The sequence below is a fragment of the Marinococcus sp. LNSP9103-4 genome, from assembly GCF_056034345.1.
The window spans coordinates 172,905-187,486 of the sequence record NZ_JBQLIA010000002.1 but is presented as its reverse complement, the minus strand read 5'-3'; the positions used below and the strand labels follow the sequence as shown (position 1 = coordinate 187,486).

Genomic DNA, 14,582 nt, shown 5'->3' with positions numbered 1-14,582 from the left:
TGCCGCCGTTTTATTCTATATCGGGCGGTGAAGACAGGAAGGGGAAACGTAATGGCAGGACATTCGAAATGGAATAATATTAAACGCCGCAAGGAAGCTCAGGATTCCAAGCGGGCAAAAATATTCACAAAATTGTCGAAGGAGATTTTCGCCGCTGTGCGGGAGGCAGGAGATGATCCCGACCAGAATCTTCGTTTGCGTATGGCGATTACAAAAGCACGGGCAGCGAATATTCCAAATGAAAATATTACGCGGACCATCAAAAAAGCAAAAGGACAGGGCGCGGAACTGCAGTATGAAGAAATGACGTACGAAGGCTACGGCCCTGGCGGAGCTGCTGTAATGGTAAAAACGTTAACGGACAATAAAAACCGGACTGTGGCGGATATCCGTGCCGCCTTTAACAAAAATGGAGGAAACCTCGGGGAGAATGGCTGCGTTTCTTTTCTTTTCAATAAAGAAGGCTTTCTGGCCGTGGACCGTGAAAATGTTGAAGCCGATGAAGACACGTTCATGCTTGAAGCGGTGGAAGCCGGAGCGAATGATGTGGAATACGATGACCACGGCTTTTACATTTACACGGAGCCCGATGATTTTGAAGCTGTAAAAGGGGCTATGGAGCATACGTATCATTTTTCTACAGCGGAGGTTACCATGATTCCGGAAACGAAAGCCCATTTAGAGGATGAGCATGCCCGGAAAATGCTCAAATTGATCGATACGCTTGAAGATAACGATGATGTGCAGAGCGTGTACCATAACTTTGAAGCAGAAGAAGAGCAGATGGAACGTCTGGAAGTTTCCTCGTAAACCTTTCACCCCGCCGGTGGAAGGTTTTTAATGCCCGGGCGTTTGGAAGACTGGGCGAATAGTCATTTTTCAACGGGGACGATCTTTGCTATGATATAGGAAAGCATGTTCGCATTTCAATAAGGCAAGGAGAGGACCACAGTGATCGAATTCGTAAAGGGACGCGTGGATCATATAAAGGGAGATACCGTCACGATTGAAAACAACGGCATCGGCTATTTAATCTATTGCTCCAATCCTTTTGTATTTAATGGCCAGCAGCCGGATGAAGAAACAGTAGTATATACATATCAGTATGTAAAAGAGGACGTGAACCGTCTGTACGGCTTCCGCTCAAGAAAAGAGCGCGAGCTGTTTGAACAGCTGCTGCAGGTGTCGGGGATAGGGCCAAAAGGTGCCCAGGCGATTCTTGCCTCCGGAGATCCGGGGCAGGTGGTAGGAGCTATTGAAAACGAAGACGAAACGTTTTTAACGAAATTTCCGGGAGTCGGTAAAAAAACGGCAAAGCAGATGATTATCGATTTGAAAGGAAAATTGACCGGTGTTTACGATGCGGTAACAGTAGCAGGAGCGCCGGTGTCTCTGCTTGACGAGCAGCAGCCGGGGGGAGACCTTGAGGAAGCACTTGAAGCACTGACGGCTCTCGGTTACGGGGAAAAAGAAATCAAAAAAGTACGCCCTCATCTGGAAAAAGAACAGCTGAGCGCGGATGAGTATGTAAGAAAAGCCCTGCAGTGGATGCTCACATAGCAGAAAATGGAGGAGGAAAAATTCTTGGAGGATAGAATTGTTTCTCAGGAAGCAGAATCAGGAGAAGATTTGGTGGAACAAAGTATTCGCCCGGATCGCCTCCGGGAATATATCGGCCAGCGGAAAGTAAAGGAAAACCTCGAAGTGTTTATTGAAGCGGCGAAGCTTCGGGAAGAGCCGCTTGATCATACGCTGCTTTACGGGCCCCCTGGGCTTGGGAAAACGACGCTCGCCATGATTATCGCCCGTGAGATGGATGTGAACATCCGGACGACGAGCGGCCCTGCTATTGAAAGGCCCGGAGATCTGGCCGCGGTCATGACAGCTCTTGAGCCCGGTGATGTACTTTTTATCGATGAGATACACCGGCTCCCACGGGCGGTGGAGGAAGTCCTCTACCCGGCGATGGAGGATTTTTGTATCGATATCGTAATTGGCAAGGACAGCTCTGCTCGTTCTGTCCGCCTTGATCTTCCCCCGTTCACGCTGATTGGAGCCACTACGAGGGCGGGCCTGCTCTCCGCTCCGCTCAGAGACCGTTTCGGGGTGCACGCGCGCCTGGAGTACTACGTGGAGGAGGACCTGGCTGAAATCGTCCGGCGTTCGGGGGATTTGTTCCAGCTCAATATTGATAAAGGAGCAGCCTACGAGCTCGCCAGAAGATCCCGTGGAACGCCCCGGGTGGTGAACCGGCTGCTGCGCCGGGTACGTGATTTTGCGCAGGTGCAGGGAGACGGAAGCATCACGATGGAGCTGGCGAATCATGCACTCGAGCGGCTGCAGGTGGATAAGCTCGGTCTTGACCACATTGACCACAAATACCTGCTCGGCTTGATTGAAACTTTCCGGGGCGGTCCGGCTGGCGTAGAGGCAATAGCGGCGAAGATCGGGGAGGAGGCCCATACGCTTGAAGACGTGTATGAGCCGTATTTAATGCAGATCGGATTTTTACAGCGGACCCCGCGAGGAAGAAAAGCAGCTCCGCTTGCGTACGAGCATTTCGGTTATCCGTATCAGGAAGAAAATACATGAGATTTTTTAAGGAGCCAGCACTCTGCGGTGCTGGATTTCTTTCGTGCATAAAACAGTAAACTCCTATATAATAGCTTTTGGTTTTACGTGATTGAACGAATAGGAAGGGTTAGTCATGAATATAAATGAATTTGATTTTGAACTGCCGGAAGAGCTGATTGCACAGCAGCCGCTGAAAGAACGGGATCAGTCGCGGCTGCTTGTGATGAATACGAAGGAAGAGACAATTGCGCATGAACGCTTTCATCAAATTGAAGATCACCTTGAGGCCGGGGACTGTTTAGTGCTCAATAACACAAAAGTATGGCCCGCAAGACTAATCGGGGAAAAGAAAGAGACCGGTGCCGGGATTGAAGTGCTGCTGCTGCAGCAGGAGGGTGACACGTGGGAGACGCTTGTGAAGCCGGCGAAACGAGTGAAGCCTGGAACCGTAGTCACCTTCGGGGACGGACGTTTGACTGCAGAATGCACGAAGGTGCTTGAGCACGGGGGCCGGGAGATGGTGTTTACCTATGACGGTATTTTTCTTGAGATTCTTCAGGAGCTTGGTGAAATGCCGCTGCCTCCGTATATCAAAGAAAGGCTTGAAGACCAGGATCGGTACCAGACTGTGTATGCCGAGCATTACGGATCCGCTGCAGCCCCTACGGCAGGTCTTCACTTTACGTCGGAGCTGCTTGAACGGCTGAAAGCAAGAGGTATTCGTACGGCGCATGTAACACTGCATGTCGGACTAGGGACGTTTCGCCCGGTATCCGCCGAAACGGTGGAGGAGCATGATATGCATGCGGAATTTTATCATCTGCCGCAGGAAACAGCCGAAATTTTAAATGAAACGAAATCAGCGGGCAAACGTATAGTTGCAGTGGGGACGACGTCAGCGCGTACGCTCGAAACCGTGGCAGGCAAACAGGAGAATAAATTTATGGAAGCGAGAGGCTGGACGGATATTTTCATTTATCCAGGCTACACGTTCCGGGGAATTGACGCGCTTTTGACGAATTTCCATCTGCCAAAATCTACACTGGTGATGCTTGTGAGCGCTCTTGCCGGGAAGGAATTTCTTTTCCGGGCCTACGGGGAAGCCATACGCGAAAGGTACCGCTTTTTCAGTTTTGGGGATGCAATGCTTATACACTCGGGAGGAAATAACGAATGACCGCAGTAACATACGAACATATTAAGACGTGCCGGCAGTCAGGAGCGCGGCTCGGCAAAGTGCACACACCGCACGGGTCGTTTGACACTCCTGCCTTTATGCCGGTGGGGACGCTTGCCACCGTAAAAACATTAAGCCCGGAGGAACTGGAGTCGATGGGTGCAGGGATGATTTTAAGCAACACGTATCATTTATGGATACGGCCCGGCGAAGATATTGTGGAAGAAGCCGGCGGCCTGCATAAATTCATGAACTGGAATAAGCCAATTCTCACCGATTCCGGAGGGTTTCAGGTCTTCAGTCTAAGCAAGCTGCGGGATATTAAAGAAGAAGGCGTTCATTTCCGGAACCATATTTCCGGAGCCAAATTATTTCTCTCCCCGGAAAAAGCGATGCAGATCCAAAATTCTCTTGGTGCCGACGTGATGATGGCATTTGACGAGTGCCCGCCTTATCCGGCCGAGGAAGAATACATGAAAGCATCTGTTGAGCGGACGACCAGATGGGCTGAACGGTGTCTTGAGGCACATGCCCGTCCAGAGGATCAGGCGTTATTTGGAATCGTGCAGGGCGGGGATTACCGGCATTTGCGTGAAAAATCTGCAAAAGAGTTGATTTCAATGGACTTTCCGGGTTACGCTATAGGCGGATTATCTGTTGGAGAGCCTAAGGAAACGATGAACCGAGTGCTGGAATATACGGCCCCGCTTCTCCCTCAAAACAAACCACGTTATTTGATGGGAGTCGGGTCGGCAGATGCGTTAATTGACGGATCTATCCGTGGGATAGACATGTTTGATTGCGTTCTTCCAACAAGAATCGGCCGAAACGGAACGTGTATGACAAGCAAAGGCAGACTGGTCGTAAGAAACGCTTCAAATGCCAGAGACTTCCGCCCGATCGATGAAGCGTGCGGGTGCTATACCTGCCGCAATTACTCGAGGGCTTACATCCGGCATCTGATCAAAAGTGAAGAAACGTTCGGCGTCCGGCTTACTTCGTACCATAACCTGTATTTCCTACTGTCTTTAATGCAGCAAGTACGCGAGGCTATCCAGCAAGATCGTCTGCTCGATTTTCGGGAAACTTTTTTTGAACAATACGGCTTTAACCGTCCGGATGCTAAAAATTTCTAGATCGGGGAAGCTAAAGGGACAAGGGGTGAAACAGTGAGTACAATTATCGTATTGGTTTTGATGTTTCTCATATTCTATTTCCTTTTGATTCGTCCGCAGCAAAAGCAGCAGAAGCGGATTAAGGAAATGCATGCGAATCTGCAGAAGGGTGACCGTATCGTTACTATCGGCGGTATACACGGCACCATCGATGCTATTGATGAAAACAAACTTATCGTGGACGTAGACGGCAACATGAAATTGACGTTTGACCGTAACGCGGTCCGCGAAACAGTAAATGAATAGTTTGTACAGAATTCCCGTTTATGAATAAACGGGGATTTTTTCATCCTGTGAAAAAAGTATGTTTGCCACATCTTCATGGTTAAGTATAATGAAAAGCAGGAGGTGCTCTAATGGAAAAAGCCTGGGAAGAATGGAAGCTTGTTGTTTATCCGGTACTTGAGAGCAAAGTGAAGGAGTTTGAAACTCTGGGATACAAAAACATACATATAGACGAAATCTGGGAAATGAGCATAAACCAAATGAAAAAGCGTCAGGCAGAGCCGGCATTACATACAATTGTGCAAACAATACTGCATATGAAAATGCACGATTACATGCAGCAGAAAACGATCGAATCGTATAAAAAGATTGAACAAAAGAAAAACTATGATGAAGCACTGGAGGAAATACTGGCCCAGGTCAGCGGTAATATAGCAGAAAAGGTCGATTGACATTTAATTCTGCGCATACGTATAATTGCTTTTGTTTGAGAAACACTGAACGGCACGGATACAAAAGAGATGGACCAGGCGGCACGCTCCGCTCTGGTTTATTTATGGGAGCGGAAGTATCATATAACGGCGGATCGAAGCACGGAAGGATGAACCTGTAATGGTAAAGAAATCAAGGATTGTTTATTTCTTTTTAATTATTTTTGCGCTGGCGGCATTAATGATCCCAACGTCGGAGAAAATTTTGAACGGTATCGACCTCGGGCTTGATCTTCAGGGCGGATTTGAAGTGCTCTATGAAGTGGAGCCTCAGGAAGAAGGACAGGAAATTACAGATGAAACTTTGCAGAACACGGTAGCTGCGCTGACGCAGCGGGTGGACATTTTAGGTGTCTCCGAGCCGAATATTACCATTGAAGGTGACAACCGTATACGGGTGCAGCTCGCTGGTGTTGAAGATCAGCAGTCCGCACGGGAGCTGCTTTCTACAGAAGCGAACCTGAGCATCAGGGACGTGGACGATAATGAACGGCTCTCCGGAAGTGACATCCAGGAAGAAAGTGCTTCAGTAAACTTTGACGATTCAAACAACCCAATCGTCACAGTTTCCTTAAGAGACGGGGACCAGTTTGGACAAGTAACGGAAAATATTATTAATGAATACCAGCCTCCAAACAACCGGCTGGTCATCTGGCTGGATTACGAAGAAGGGGATTCCTACGAAGAGGAAGCCATGAAGGATGATCCAAAATTCATCTCTGCTCCGGCAGTGAGCGAGCCACTGTATACACAGGACATCCAGATTGAAGGCGACTTTAGTGTCGAAGAAGCGGAAAATCTTGCGGATATTTTGAATTCGGGGTCGCTTCCTGTAGATCTCGAGGAAGTATATTCGAACTCGGTTGGTGCTTCGCTGGGTGAACAGGCCATGGATAAAACCATTTTTGCCACGTTTATTGGCGTTGGGCTGATTTTCTTATTCATGCTCGTGTTCTATCGTTTTACTGGGTTTATCGCTGTTTTAACGCTCAGTACATACATTTATTTTGTACTTGCGATGTTTAACTTTATCCAGGGAGTGCTCACACTCCCTGGCATAGCGGCACTTGTCCTTGGGGTCGGCATGGCTGTTGATGCGAATATTATTACGTATGAACGGATTAAAGAAGAGATCAAATACGGCAGATCCATTTTATCGGCGTACCGTTCAGGAGCAAGAAGGTCTCTTGGTACAATTATCGACGCGAACGTCACAACTCTGATTGCTGCCGGGGTGCTTTTCTACTTCGGAACAAGCTCGGTTCAGGGCTTTGCCTTGATGCTGATCGTGAGCATACTGGTAAGCTTCATTACGGCAGTGCTTGGTACAAGGCTGCTTCTCGGTCTATGGGTGAACAGCCGGATCTTTAATAAAAAACCAAAGGTGTTTGGCGTAAAGGAGCGTGACATCCATGAACCTTAATAACAGCAGGAAGATCTTAAAACGGGTGATTCCTTTCGTCAAGTTCCGGAATGTTTTTTTTCTGATTACTCTCGCCTATGTTCTTGCCGGAGCCATCCTTTTGTCAACGATCGGCTTGAACCTGGGCATCGACTTTCAAAGCGGATCAAGAGTAGAGGTCTCTGCAGATGAGCCATTAACTGAAGAACAGGTTCGCGCTGATTTTGAAGAGGTGGAAGGGAATTTGGAGCCGGACGATATTACACTTGGCGGAGATAATAATACAATTGCTTCCGCACGGTTTATCGGAGAGCTTTCCCAGGAGGAAATAGCTGCGGTGCAGACGTATTTTGAAGAAGAATACGGAAGCGTTCCAAATACGGGCACCGTTTCTCCTCAGGTCGGCCAGGAGCTGGCGCAGAATGCATTTATATCTGTGCTGATTGCTTCGCTCGGACTGATAATTTATATCACGATCCGCTTTCAGTTTTTATACGGAGTTGCTTCGATTATTGCCCTTCTTCACGATGCCTTCTTTATTATTGGCTTTTTCAGCCTGCTGCAGGTGGAAGTGAATGTGCCGTTTATTGCAGCGGTTCTCACGATTGTAGGTTATTCCATTAACGATACGATTGTGACGTTTGACCGGATCCGGGAAAACATGCCCCCGGCAGAGGAAATTGAATCGTTTGAAGATCTTGCAGAAGTAGTGGATGTCAGCCTGAACCAGACGCTCACCCGCTCCATCAATACTGTGCTGACAGTAGTATTTGCGGCAGCGGCACTGTTTATGTTCGGAGGCGAAGGCATACGGTCCTTTTCTCTGGCCCTGCTTGTCGGCCTGGTAGCTGGAACGTATTCCTCCATTTTCCTGGCTGCCCAGGTGTGGGTGATCTGGAACTGGAAAAAAATTAAACGGGCCCGTGAAAAGGCGCCGGCAGAGGAAGAGCCGGAGTCCTGAACAGAAAGCTTCCCTTTTTGAAGGGAGGCTTTTTATGGTTATTTTTGCAATTATACGGGTATAATAAAGGAGAACACAGATTGTGAAGGGAGTGAAAAAATGAAAGCACAAACAGGTTTAATCATGGGACTTATTTTAGCACTTATTATCGCTGTTTTTGCCGTGATTAATGTAAATAGTGTAGAAGTGAATTTATTGTTTGGCACAGGAGAATGGCCGCTGATTATTGTCATTTTGGTTTCTGTATTGCTTGGAGCGATGGTGGCAGGGTTTCTCAGCATGTTCCGTATCTATAAGCTGAAAGCAGAAGTGCGCCGGCTCCGAAAAGCTACGAATGATCACAGCGCTGCTGTCGGATCAAGAACAGCCGGCACCACGCATGAAGATAATGATAAAGACAAATCGAGCCGTTCATCATAAATGCAGTAAATTTCGCTTCTTTTCCCTTTCCCGGGAAAAGAAGCTTTTTTTATGGAAGGTGGTGCAGATAAAATAGCTTTTATCCCATGAATATTTTCGATACAATAGTGAATGCAGATTAGGATCGTTTGAAACGCTAAAGCAAGAAAAGAGGAAGAGATATATGCTGCAGTCACGAACAAGATGGCATCAGCCCGATGTGGACGAACGTCTTGCAGAACAGCTTAAAAAAGAGCTGAATGTAAGTGTAATATCTGCGCGGCTTCTTGCTGCAAGAGGATTTGAATCAGCTGAGAAAGTCCGGCAGATGATTCATAATGACTGGTCTATTGTACATAACCCGTATTTGCTTGATGGAATGGAAGAAGCTGTCCGCCGTATTCAGCAGGCGGTTGAAAATAAAGAACGTATTCTCGTTTTCGGAGATTACGATGCGGACGGAGTGTCGAGTACCACTATTATGATCCGGCTCTTAAGCGAGCTTGGAGCTTCGTTTGGCTGGTATATTCCTAACCGGTTTACGGAAGGATATGGACCGAACGTTCCGGCTTTTCAATCGGCTCATGACGAAGGAGCCTCACTTATTATTACCGTGGATACGGGCATCGCGGCGGTTAATGAAATCCAAGCCGCCAATGATTTAGGCATGGATGTTATTATTACCGACCACCACGAACCACCTCCGGAGCTGCCGCCTGCGTACGCGATTATTAACCCGAAGAAACCGGGCTGTGCGTATCCGTTTAAAGAGCTTGCGGGGGTCGGGGTCGCCTATAAGCTAGCGCATGCTCTTCTTCCCGAGGAGCCTGTTCACTGGCTCGATATTGTCACGCTTGGCACGATCAGTGACCTTGTGCCGCTTGTGGAGGAAAACCGGCTGTTCGTGCAGCGGGGACTCGACCTGTTAACGAACAGCAAACTCCCCGGCATTCAGGCGTTAAAACGAATATGCAGCATTGAAGGGGAGCAGCTTGAAGAAGACCATGTCGGCTTTGCAATGGGTCCGCGCTTGAATGCAGCGGGCCGTATGGAAGAAGCAGATCCCGCTGTGCATCTTCTGACTGCAGCTACGCTTGACGAAGCAGAATCGTGGGCGGAAATGATCGATGACCTGAATAATGAACGCAAATCGCTTGTTGAAAGTATGGCCAAAGAAGCGGTGGAAGAGGTGGAAACGAACTTTCCCGTGGAAGACAATCCATTCATTATTGTGGCAGGAGAAGGATGGAACGCCGGTGTAATTGGCATTGTGGCAAGTCGTCTGGTGGAGAGGTATTACCGCCCGGTAATCGTTATGAGTATTGATGCTGCAAGTGGGGAGGCCAAAGGCTCGGCAAGAAGCATTGAAGGCTTTGATATGTTCCAGGAGCTTTCGAAAAACCGCGACGTGCTCCAAAAGTTCGGAGGGCACCCAATGGCGGCGGGCATGTCTTTGGACCCTGCCGATATCGACACCCTGAGAACCCGCATGGTCAGCCAGGCAAAAGAAACGCTGAGCAGCGAACTGCTTGTTCCGGCGACGCACATTGACGTGCATGTTTCGGTAAGTGACATTACCATTGACGCGGTCGAAGACCTGCGGAACCTTGCGCCGTTTGGCGTTGGTAATCCAAAGCCGGTTTTCCGGATTGAAAAAACGGTTCTCGAATCAGTGAAAACGATAGGCGCATCGAAAAATCACTTGAAGATGGCACTAGCTGCTGGCGGGAAAAAACTTGATTGTGTCGGATTTCATCTCGGGTATTTATCGGAAAGCCTGACAGAAAATGAAGAGGTCTCCGTGGTGGGGGAGCTGAGTATTAATGAATGGAACGGCTTCCGCAAGCCTCAGCTATTTTTAAAGGATGCGAAGGTGGAGCAGATACAAATATTTGACCGCAGAAAAGAAAAGCGGGTGACGTTTGCGGACAATACAGATACGGCAGTTCTGGCTTTCACAGAAGAACAGCGGAAAGAGCTGGCGGCATCTGCGGGACATGCTGCCGTTCTTAACGGTACCGATATGGAAGGAAGAACTCATCACGCTGCGAATGTAGTGATAGCGGATATGCCGGCCTCTCTTGAAACACTGAAGCAGGCACTTGCGGTGTTCCCGCAGGCGGCGAACATTTATGTCTACTTTCAGGGAAGAGAAAAAGCGTATTTTCATTCGATGCCTTCAAGAGAGCAGTTTAAATGGTATTATGCTTTCCTGAAAAAGCGCGGTTCGTTTGATCTGAACAGTCAGGGCAGGAAACTGGCCGAACATAAACAGTGGAAGACGGAAGATTTGTTTTTTATGAGCCAAGTGTTTTTTGAATTAGGTTTTGTTAAAATGAAAGATGCGGTTGTCTCGGCAGAGGAAAAGCCTGCGAAAAAAGATTTAACTGACTCCTCCTCCTACCAGGAAAAAATGGAGGCTAGAAATGTCGAGCAGGAATTGATGTTTACTCCGTTTCCGCAATTAAAAAAACGGCTCCTTTCCTGGCTGCCGGAAAAGGAAGAAACTATATTAGATATTAGGAAGAAGGTAAACCATGGACTTTAAAGATTACATAACAGTGATCGAAGATTTTCCTGAACAGGGAATCCGGTTTAAAGATATTACAACTCTTATGCAGAACGGCCCGGTGTACCGGCAGGCGATCGACAACATGATCGAATTTGCCGGAAAGCATGATGTTGATGTAATTGTTGGACCGGAGGCAAGAGGGTTTGTAGTCGGGTGCCCGGTTGCTTATGCAATGGAAAAAGCATTTGTACCGATCCGCAAAGAAGGCAAGCTGCCACGGGAAACCATTACGGAAGATTACGGCCTGGAATACGGGGAAGCGAGCCTCTCGATTCATACAGACGCCATTAAGCCCGGCCAGCGTGTGCTTATCACCGATGACCTGCTTGCTACTGGAGGCACCGTAAGAGCTACTGTGCAGCTGGTGGAAAAGCTGGGGGGAGTTGTGGCCGGCCTCGCATTCTTTATTGAGCTTTCCTATCTGGATGCAAGAAACAACAAAGAATTGAATGACTACAATATCTATTCTCTAGTCACGTTTGATTAATAAGGATATTTGTCTTAAGCCCCCTGCCAACCAGTGGTTCGGGGGTTATTATTATACCTGGAAGAGTCTGCGGCGGAAAAAAGGCTTGAGGCTTGAAATTAGAGTCAATTAGCGTTATATTTCTTCATATTCAGATATTTATATCCGGTAGGTGTACCGTGTATCTATTATAAGGTGGAAAGGCGAATAAGGGTGATTCCATGACGATTGATGAAGTAATGGAAAAAGCGGGCGTTTATTTATCCGAAGCGAATGTCGCTTTTTTGGATAAAGCTTATCATTATGCAGAAAAAGCCCATCAGGAACAATACCGGAAGTCAGGCGAGCCTTATATCCTGCACCCTATTCAGGTAGCCGGTATTCTAATAGAACTGCAGTTGGATCCTGATACGATCGCAGCTGCTTTTATGCATGATGTGGTTGAAGACACAGAAGTGACCGTTGAAGATCTCGAACGGGAATTCAACAGCGAAGTTGCCATGCTTGTGGACGGCGTCACGAAGCTGAAAAAAATTAAATACAAATCGAAGGAACAGCAGCAGGCGGAAAACCACCGCAAGATGGTGGTCGCAATGGCCAAGGATATCCGGGTGATCCTGATTAAGCTTGCGGACCGCCTGCACAACATGCGGACCCTGAAGCATCTTCCACCGGAAAAACAGCGCCGCATTTCTAATGAAACATTGGAAATTTTTGCCCCGCTTGCTCATCGATTAGGTATTTCCACAATCAAATGGGAGCTTGAGGACACTGCGCTCCGTTACCTCGAGCCCCAGCAGTATTATCGCATTGTGAATTTGATGAAACAAAAGCGTGCCGAACGGGAAGAATACATTGACCAGGTGATTGATAACATTCAGGAAAACGTGAATGATTTAAAAATCAATGCCGAAATGTACGGGCGGCCTAAGCATATTTACAGCATTTACCGAAAAATGGTGAAGGATAAAAAGCAGTTTAATGAAATTTATGACCTGCTGGCTGTACGTATTATTGTTGACAGCATTAAAGACTGTTACGCCGTGCTTGGAATCATTCACACCTGTTGGAAGCCGATGCCGGGCCGGTTCAAGGACTATATCGCCATGCCGAAGGCTAATATGTACCAGTCCCTTCATACGACCGTCATCGGGCCGAACGGTGAGCCCCTTGAAGTACAGATACGCTCCAGGGAAATGCACCGTATCGCCGAATTTGGTGTAGCAGCCCATTGGGCGTATAAGGAAGGCAAAGACGCGCAGAACAAACAGTCCCTTGAAGACAAGCTCACCTGGTTCCGTGAAATTCTGGAATGGCAGGATGATACGCCGGACGCCCAGGAGTTTATGGAATCACTCAAGATCGACTTGTTTTCCGACATGGTATTTGTGTTCACGCCAAAGGGCGATGTCATTGAGCTTCCGAGAGGCTCAGTCCCGATTGATTTCGCCTACCGGATTCATACGGAGATCGGCAACCGGTCGATTGGGGCAAAGGTGAATGGCAAAATGGTGCCGCTCGATCATGAGCTGACTACCGGCGATATTGTGGAAATGCTTACGTCCAAGCATTCCTACGGCCCCAGCCAGGATTGGCTGAAGCTGACGAAGAGCTCTCATGCCAAAAACAAAATTAAGCAGTTTTTCAAAAAAGAACGGCGTGAAGAAAATATTCAAAAAGGCCGTGAAATGGTGGAGCGCGAGCTGCGGGCGCAAAACTACGAGCCAAAAGAGATATTAAACGAAGAGAACCGGCAGGAAACAGCTGACAAATTCAGCTTTTCCAACGATGAAGATATGTTTGCGGCAGTAGGATATAACGGGGTCAGTCCGAAGCAGATCGTTACAAGGCTGACTGACCGGGCCCGCCAGGAGCAGGAGCAGGCCGCTGAACAAAAGTCTGTAGCTGAAGCCGTTAAAGACGTACAGCCTGCAACGCCGACGAGAAAGACTGGTGCCGGAGTTAGAGTGAAAGGCGTCGATAATCTGCTCGTGCGCCTATCGCGGTGCTGTAACCCGGTTCCCGGCGATGAAATTGTAGGCTTTATTACAAAAGGCCGGGGTGTTTCCGTGCACCGTAGCGACTGTCCAAATATTAAAAACGAAGATTCAGAACCACGTCTGTTGTCTGTGGAATGGGAAGGCGCAGCTGAGAAATCGAAAAACTATAATGTAGATATTGAAGTGACTGGCTATGACCGGCGCGGGCTTTTAAACGCTGTACTGCAGGCGGTGACTGAAACGAAAACCAACATGAGTGCTGTCAGCGGCAAAGCAGATAAAAACAAAATGGCTATTATTCACGTAACAGTAAATATCAGCAATACCGATCATCTGCGCCGGGTCGTGGATAAAATTAAGGGACTTCCTGACATTTATTCCGTACGGCGGGTGATGCATTAACGATTTGCAGGAAAGAAAGGGTCGTTCAGCGTGAAAGTGGTACTGCAGAGAAGCAAAGAGGCGGCGTGCCGCGTCGGGGATGAAATAACAGGAGAAATATCTTCAGGACTGGTGCTTTTTGTAGGCATTCACGGAGAAGATACGGAAAAGGACCTGGCGTGGATGGCCGAGAAGGTGAGTAATCTCCGCGTATTTGAAGACGAAGCGGGGAAAATGAACCGGTCTGTGCTCGACGCGGGAGGCCGCGTGTTATCTATTCCTCAGTTTACGCTCTATGGTAATACGCAGAAAGGACGCCGGCCGAACTTTATGGAGGCGGCCCCGCCGGAGCAGGCCAAAGCGTACTACCTCCAGTTTAACGACCTTCTCGCAGAACAAAGTGTTCATGTGGAAACAGGAGTGTTCGGCGCGGATATGGATATATCTCTTACGAATGACGGCCCGGTGACACTCATCCTGGATTCCCCGAAAAGCCAGGGAAATGGTTGACAATCCCCGGGAAGATTCGTAAGATTGTTTTACAGAAGAACAGCTAAAGCCGATGATAAAGAAAGTAAACAGCGCGGCAGACTGCCAGAGAGGAAGGACCTGAGGCTGGAAGTCCTTCTCTTTCTCCCCTGTTGAAAGACACTTTGTAGGTTTTATTTCGAACGCTGCCAAGCAGCCGGTAGGAATAAACGTACGCCTTCGTTACAGGCATAAAGTGGAAACGAGTGTCGTTTCAATTAGGGTGGCAAC

Annotated in this window: 14 protein-coding genes and 1 other annotated feature (1 of these 15 only partly in view); all 14 genes read left to right on the top strand. The window is 48.1% G+C overall.

Annotation, left to right across the window (positions count from 1 at the left end; translation table 11 throughout):
- The first annotated feature begins 51 nt into the window (after positions 1-51).
- The 14 genes from ACTRXG_RS02395 to dtd all read left to right on the top strand — a co-directional run bounded on the left by ACTRXG_RS02395 (position 52) and on the right by dtd (position 14,333).
- The gene (locus ACTRXG_RS02395) at positions 52-810 is read left to right on the top strand and encodes a YebC/PmpR family DNA-binding transcriptional regulator (protein ID WP_474261718.1); all 759 of its coding nucleotides are present in this window, start codon (positions 52-54) and stop codon (positions 808-810) included.
- Between the two features lie 141 nt (positions 811-951).
- A complete protein-coding gene (gene ruvA / locus ACTRXG_RS02390; RefSeq protein WP_474261719.1) occupies positions 952-1,560 on the top strand; it encodes a Holliday junction branch migration protein RuvA in 609 nt (202 codons plus the stop codon).
- A gap of 24 nt (positions 1,561-1,584) precedes the next feature.
- Positions 1,585-2,592 (top strand): Holliday junction branch migration DNA helicase RuvB, encoded by a 1,008-nt coding sequence (gene ruvB, locus ACTRXG_RS02385; protein WP_298788075.1) that lies wholly within the window; start codon positions 1,585-1,587, stop codon positions 2,590-2,592.
- A 115-nt stretch (positions 2,593-2,707) separates the two neighbouring features.
- A complete protein-coding gene (queA, locus tag ACTRXG_RS02380) occupies positions 2,708-3,751 on the top strand; it encodes a tRNA preQ1(34) S-adenosylmethionine ribosyltransferase-isomerase QueA (protein ID WP_474279279.1) in 1,044 nt (347 codons plus the stop codon).
- Complete coding sequence (gene tgt / locus ACTRXG_RS02375; RefSeq protein ID WP_022793795.1) at positions 3,748-4,887, top strand: tRNA guanosine(34) transglycosylase Tgt; 1,140 nt, start codon at positions 3,748-3,750, stop codon at positions 4,885-4,887. Before queA ends, tgt begins: the two co-directional genes overlap by 4 nt.
- A gap of 33 nt (positions 4,888-4,920) precedes the next feature.
- Positions 4,921-5,172 carry a preprotein translocase subunit YajC gene (gene yajC, locus ACTRXG_RS02370; RefSeq protein ID WP_022793796.1) on the top strand — a complete coding sequence of 84 codons (252 nt, stop codon included), beginning with the start codon at positions 4,921-4,923 and terminating at the stop codon, positions 5,170-5,172.
- A 110-nt stretch (positions 5,173-5,282) separates the two neighbouring features.
- On the top strand, positions 5,283-5,603 hold the full coding sequence (locus ACTRXG_RS02365; protein WP_474261722.1) for a post-transcriptional regulator: 321 nt from the start codon (positions 5,283-5,285) through the stop codon (positions 5,601-5,603).
- 160 nt (positions 5,604-5,763) lie between these two features.
- Positions 5,764-7,065 carry a protein translocase subunit SecD gene (gene secD / locus ACTRXG_RS02360; RefSeq protein ID WP_474281952.1) on the top strand — a complete coding sequence of 434 codons (1,302 nt, stop codon included), beginning with the start codon at positions 5,764-5,766 and terminating at the stop codon, positions 7,063-7,065.
- Positions 7,055-8,005 (top strand): protein translocase subunit SecF, encoded by a 951-nt coding sequence (secF, locus tag ACTRXG_RS02355; protein ID WP_474279273.1) that lies wholly within the window; start codon positions 7,055-7,057, stop codon positions 8,003-8,005. The genes secD and secF overlap by 11 nt, the downstream gene beginning before the upstream one ends.
- Before the next feature lie 99 nt (positions 8,006-8,104).
- Positions 8,105-8,425 carry a LapA family protein gene (locus ACTRXG_RS02350; RefSeq protein ID WP_474261725.1) on the top strand — a complete coding sequence of 107 codons (321 nt, stop codon included), beginning with the start codon at positions 8,105-8,107 and terminating at the stop codon, positions 8,423-8,425.
- A gap of 163 nt (positions 8,426-8,588) precedes the next feature.
- Positions 8,589-10,952 (top strand): single-stranded-DNA-specific exonuclease RecJ, encoded by a 2,364-nt coding sequence (gene recJ / locus ACTRXG_RS02345; protein ID WP_474281950.1) that lies wholly within the window; start codon positions 8,589-8,591, stop codon positions 10,950-10,952.
- A complete protein-coding gene (locus tag ACTRXG_RS02340; RefSeq protein ID WP_474261727.1) occupies positions 10,942-11,463 on the top strand; it encodes an adenine phosphoribosyltransferase in 522 nt (173 codons plus the stop codon). The genes recJ and ACTRXG_RS02340 overlap by 11 nt, the downstream gene beginning before the upstream one ends.
- Before the next feature lie 200 nt (positions 11,464-11,663).
- Positions 11,664-13,844, top strand: coding sequence for a RelA/SpoT family protein (locus ACTRXG_RS02335; RefSeq protein WP_322525709.1), 2,181 nt, complete (start codon positions 11,664-11,666; stop codon positions 13,842-13,844).
- Positions 13,845-13,874: 30 nt separating this feature from the next.
- Complete coding sequence (gene dtd / locus ACTRXG_RS02330; RefSeq protein WP_474279271.1) at positions 13,875-14,333, top strand: D-aminoacyl-tRNA deacylase; 459 nt, start codon at positions 13,875-13,877, stop codon at positions 14,331-14,333.
- Positions 14,334-14,376: 43 nt separating this feature from the next.
- Positions 14,377-14,582: a binding site (T-box leader), on the top strand; it runs 20 nt beyond the window's last position.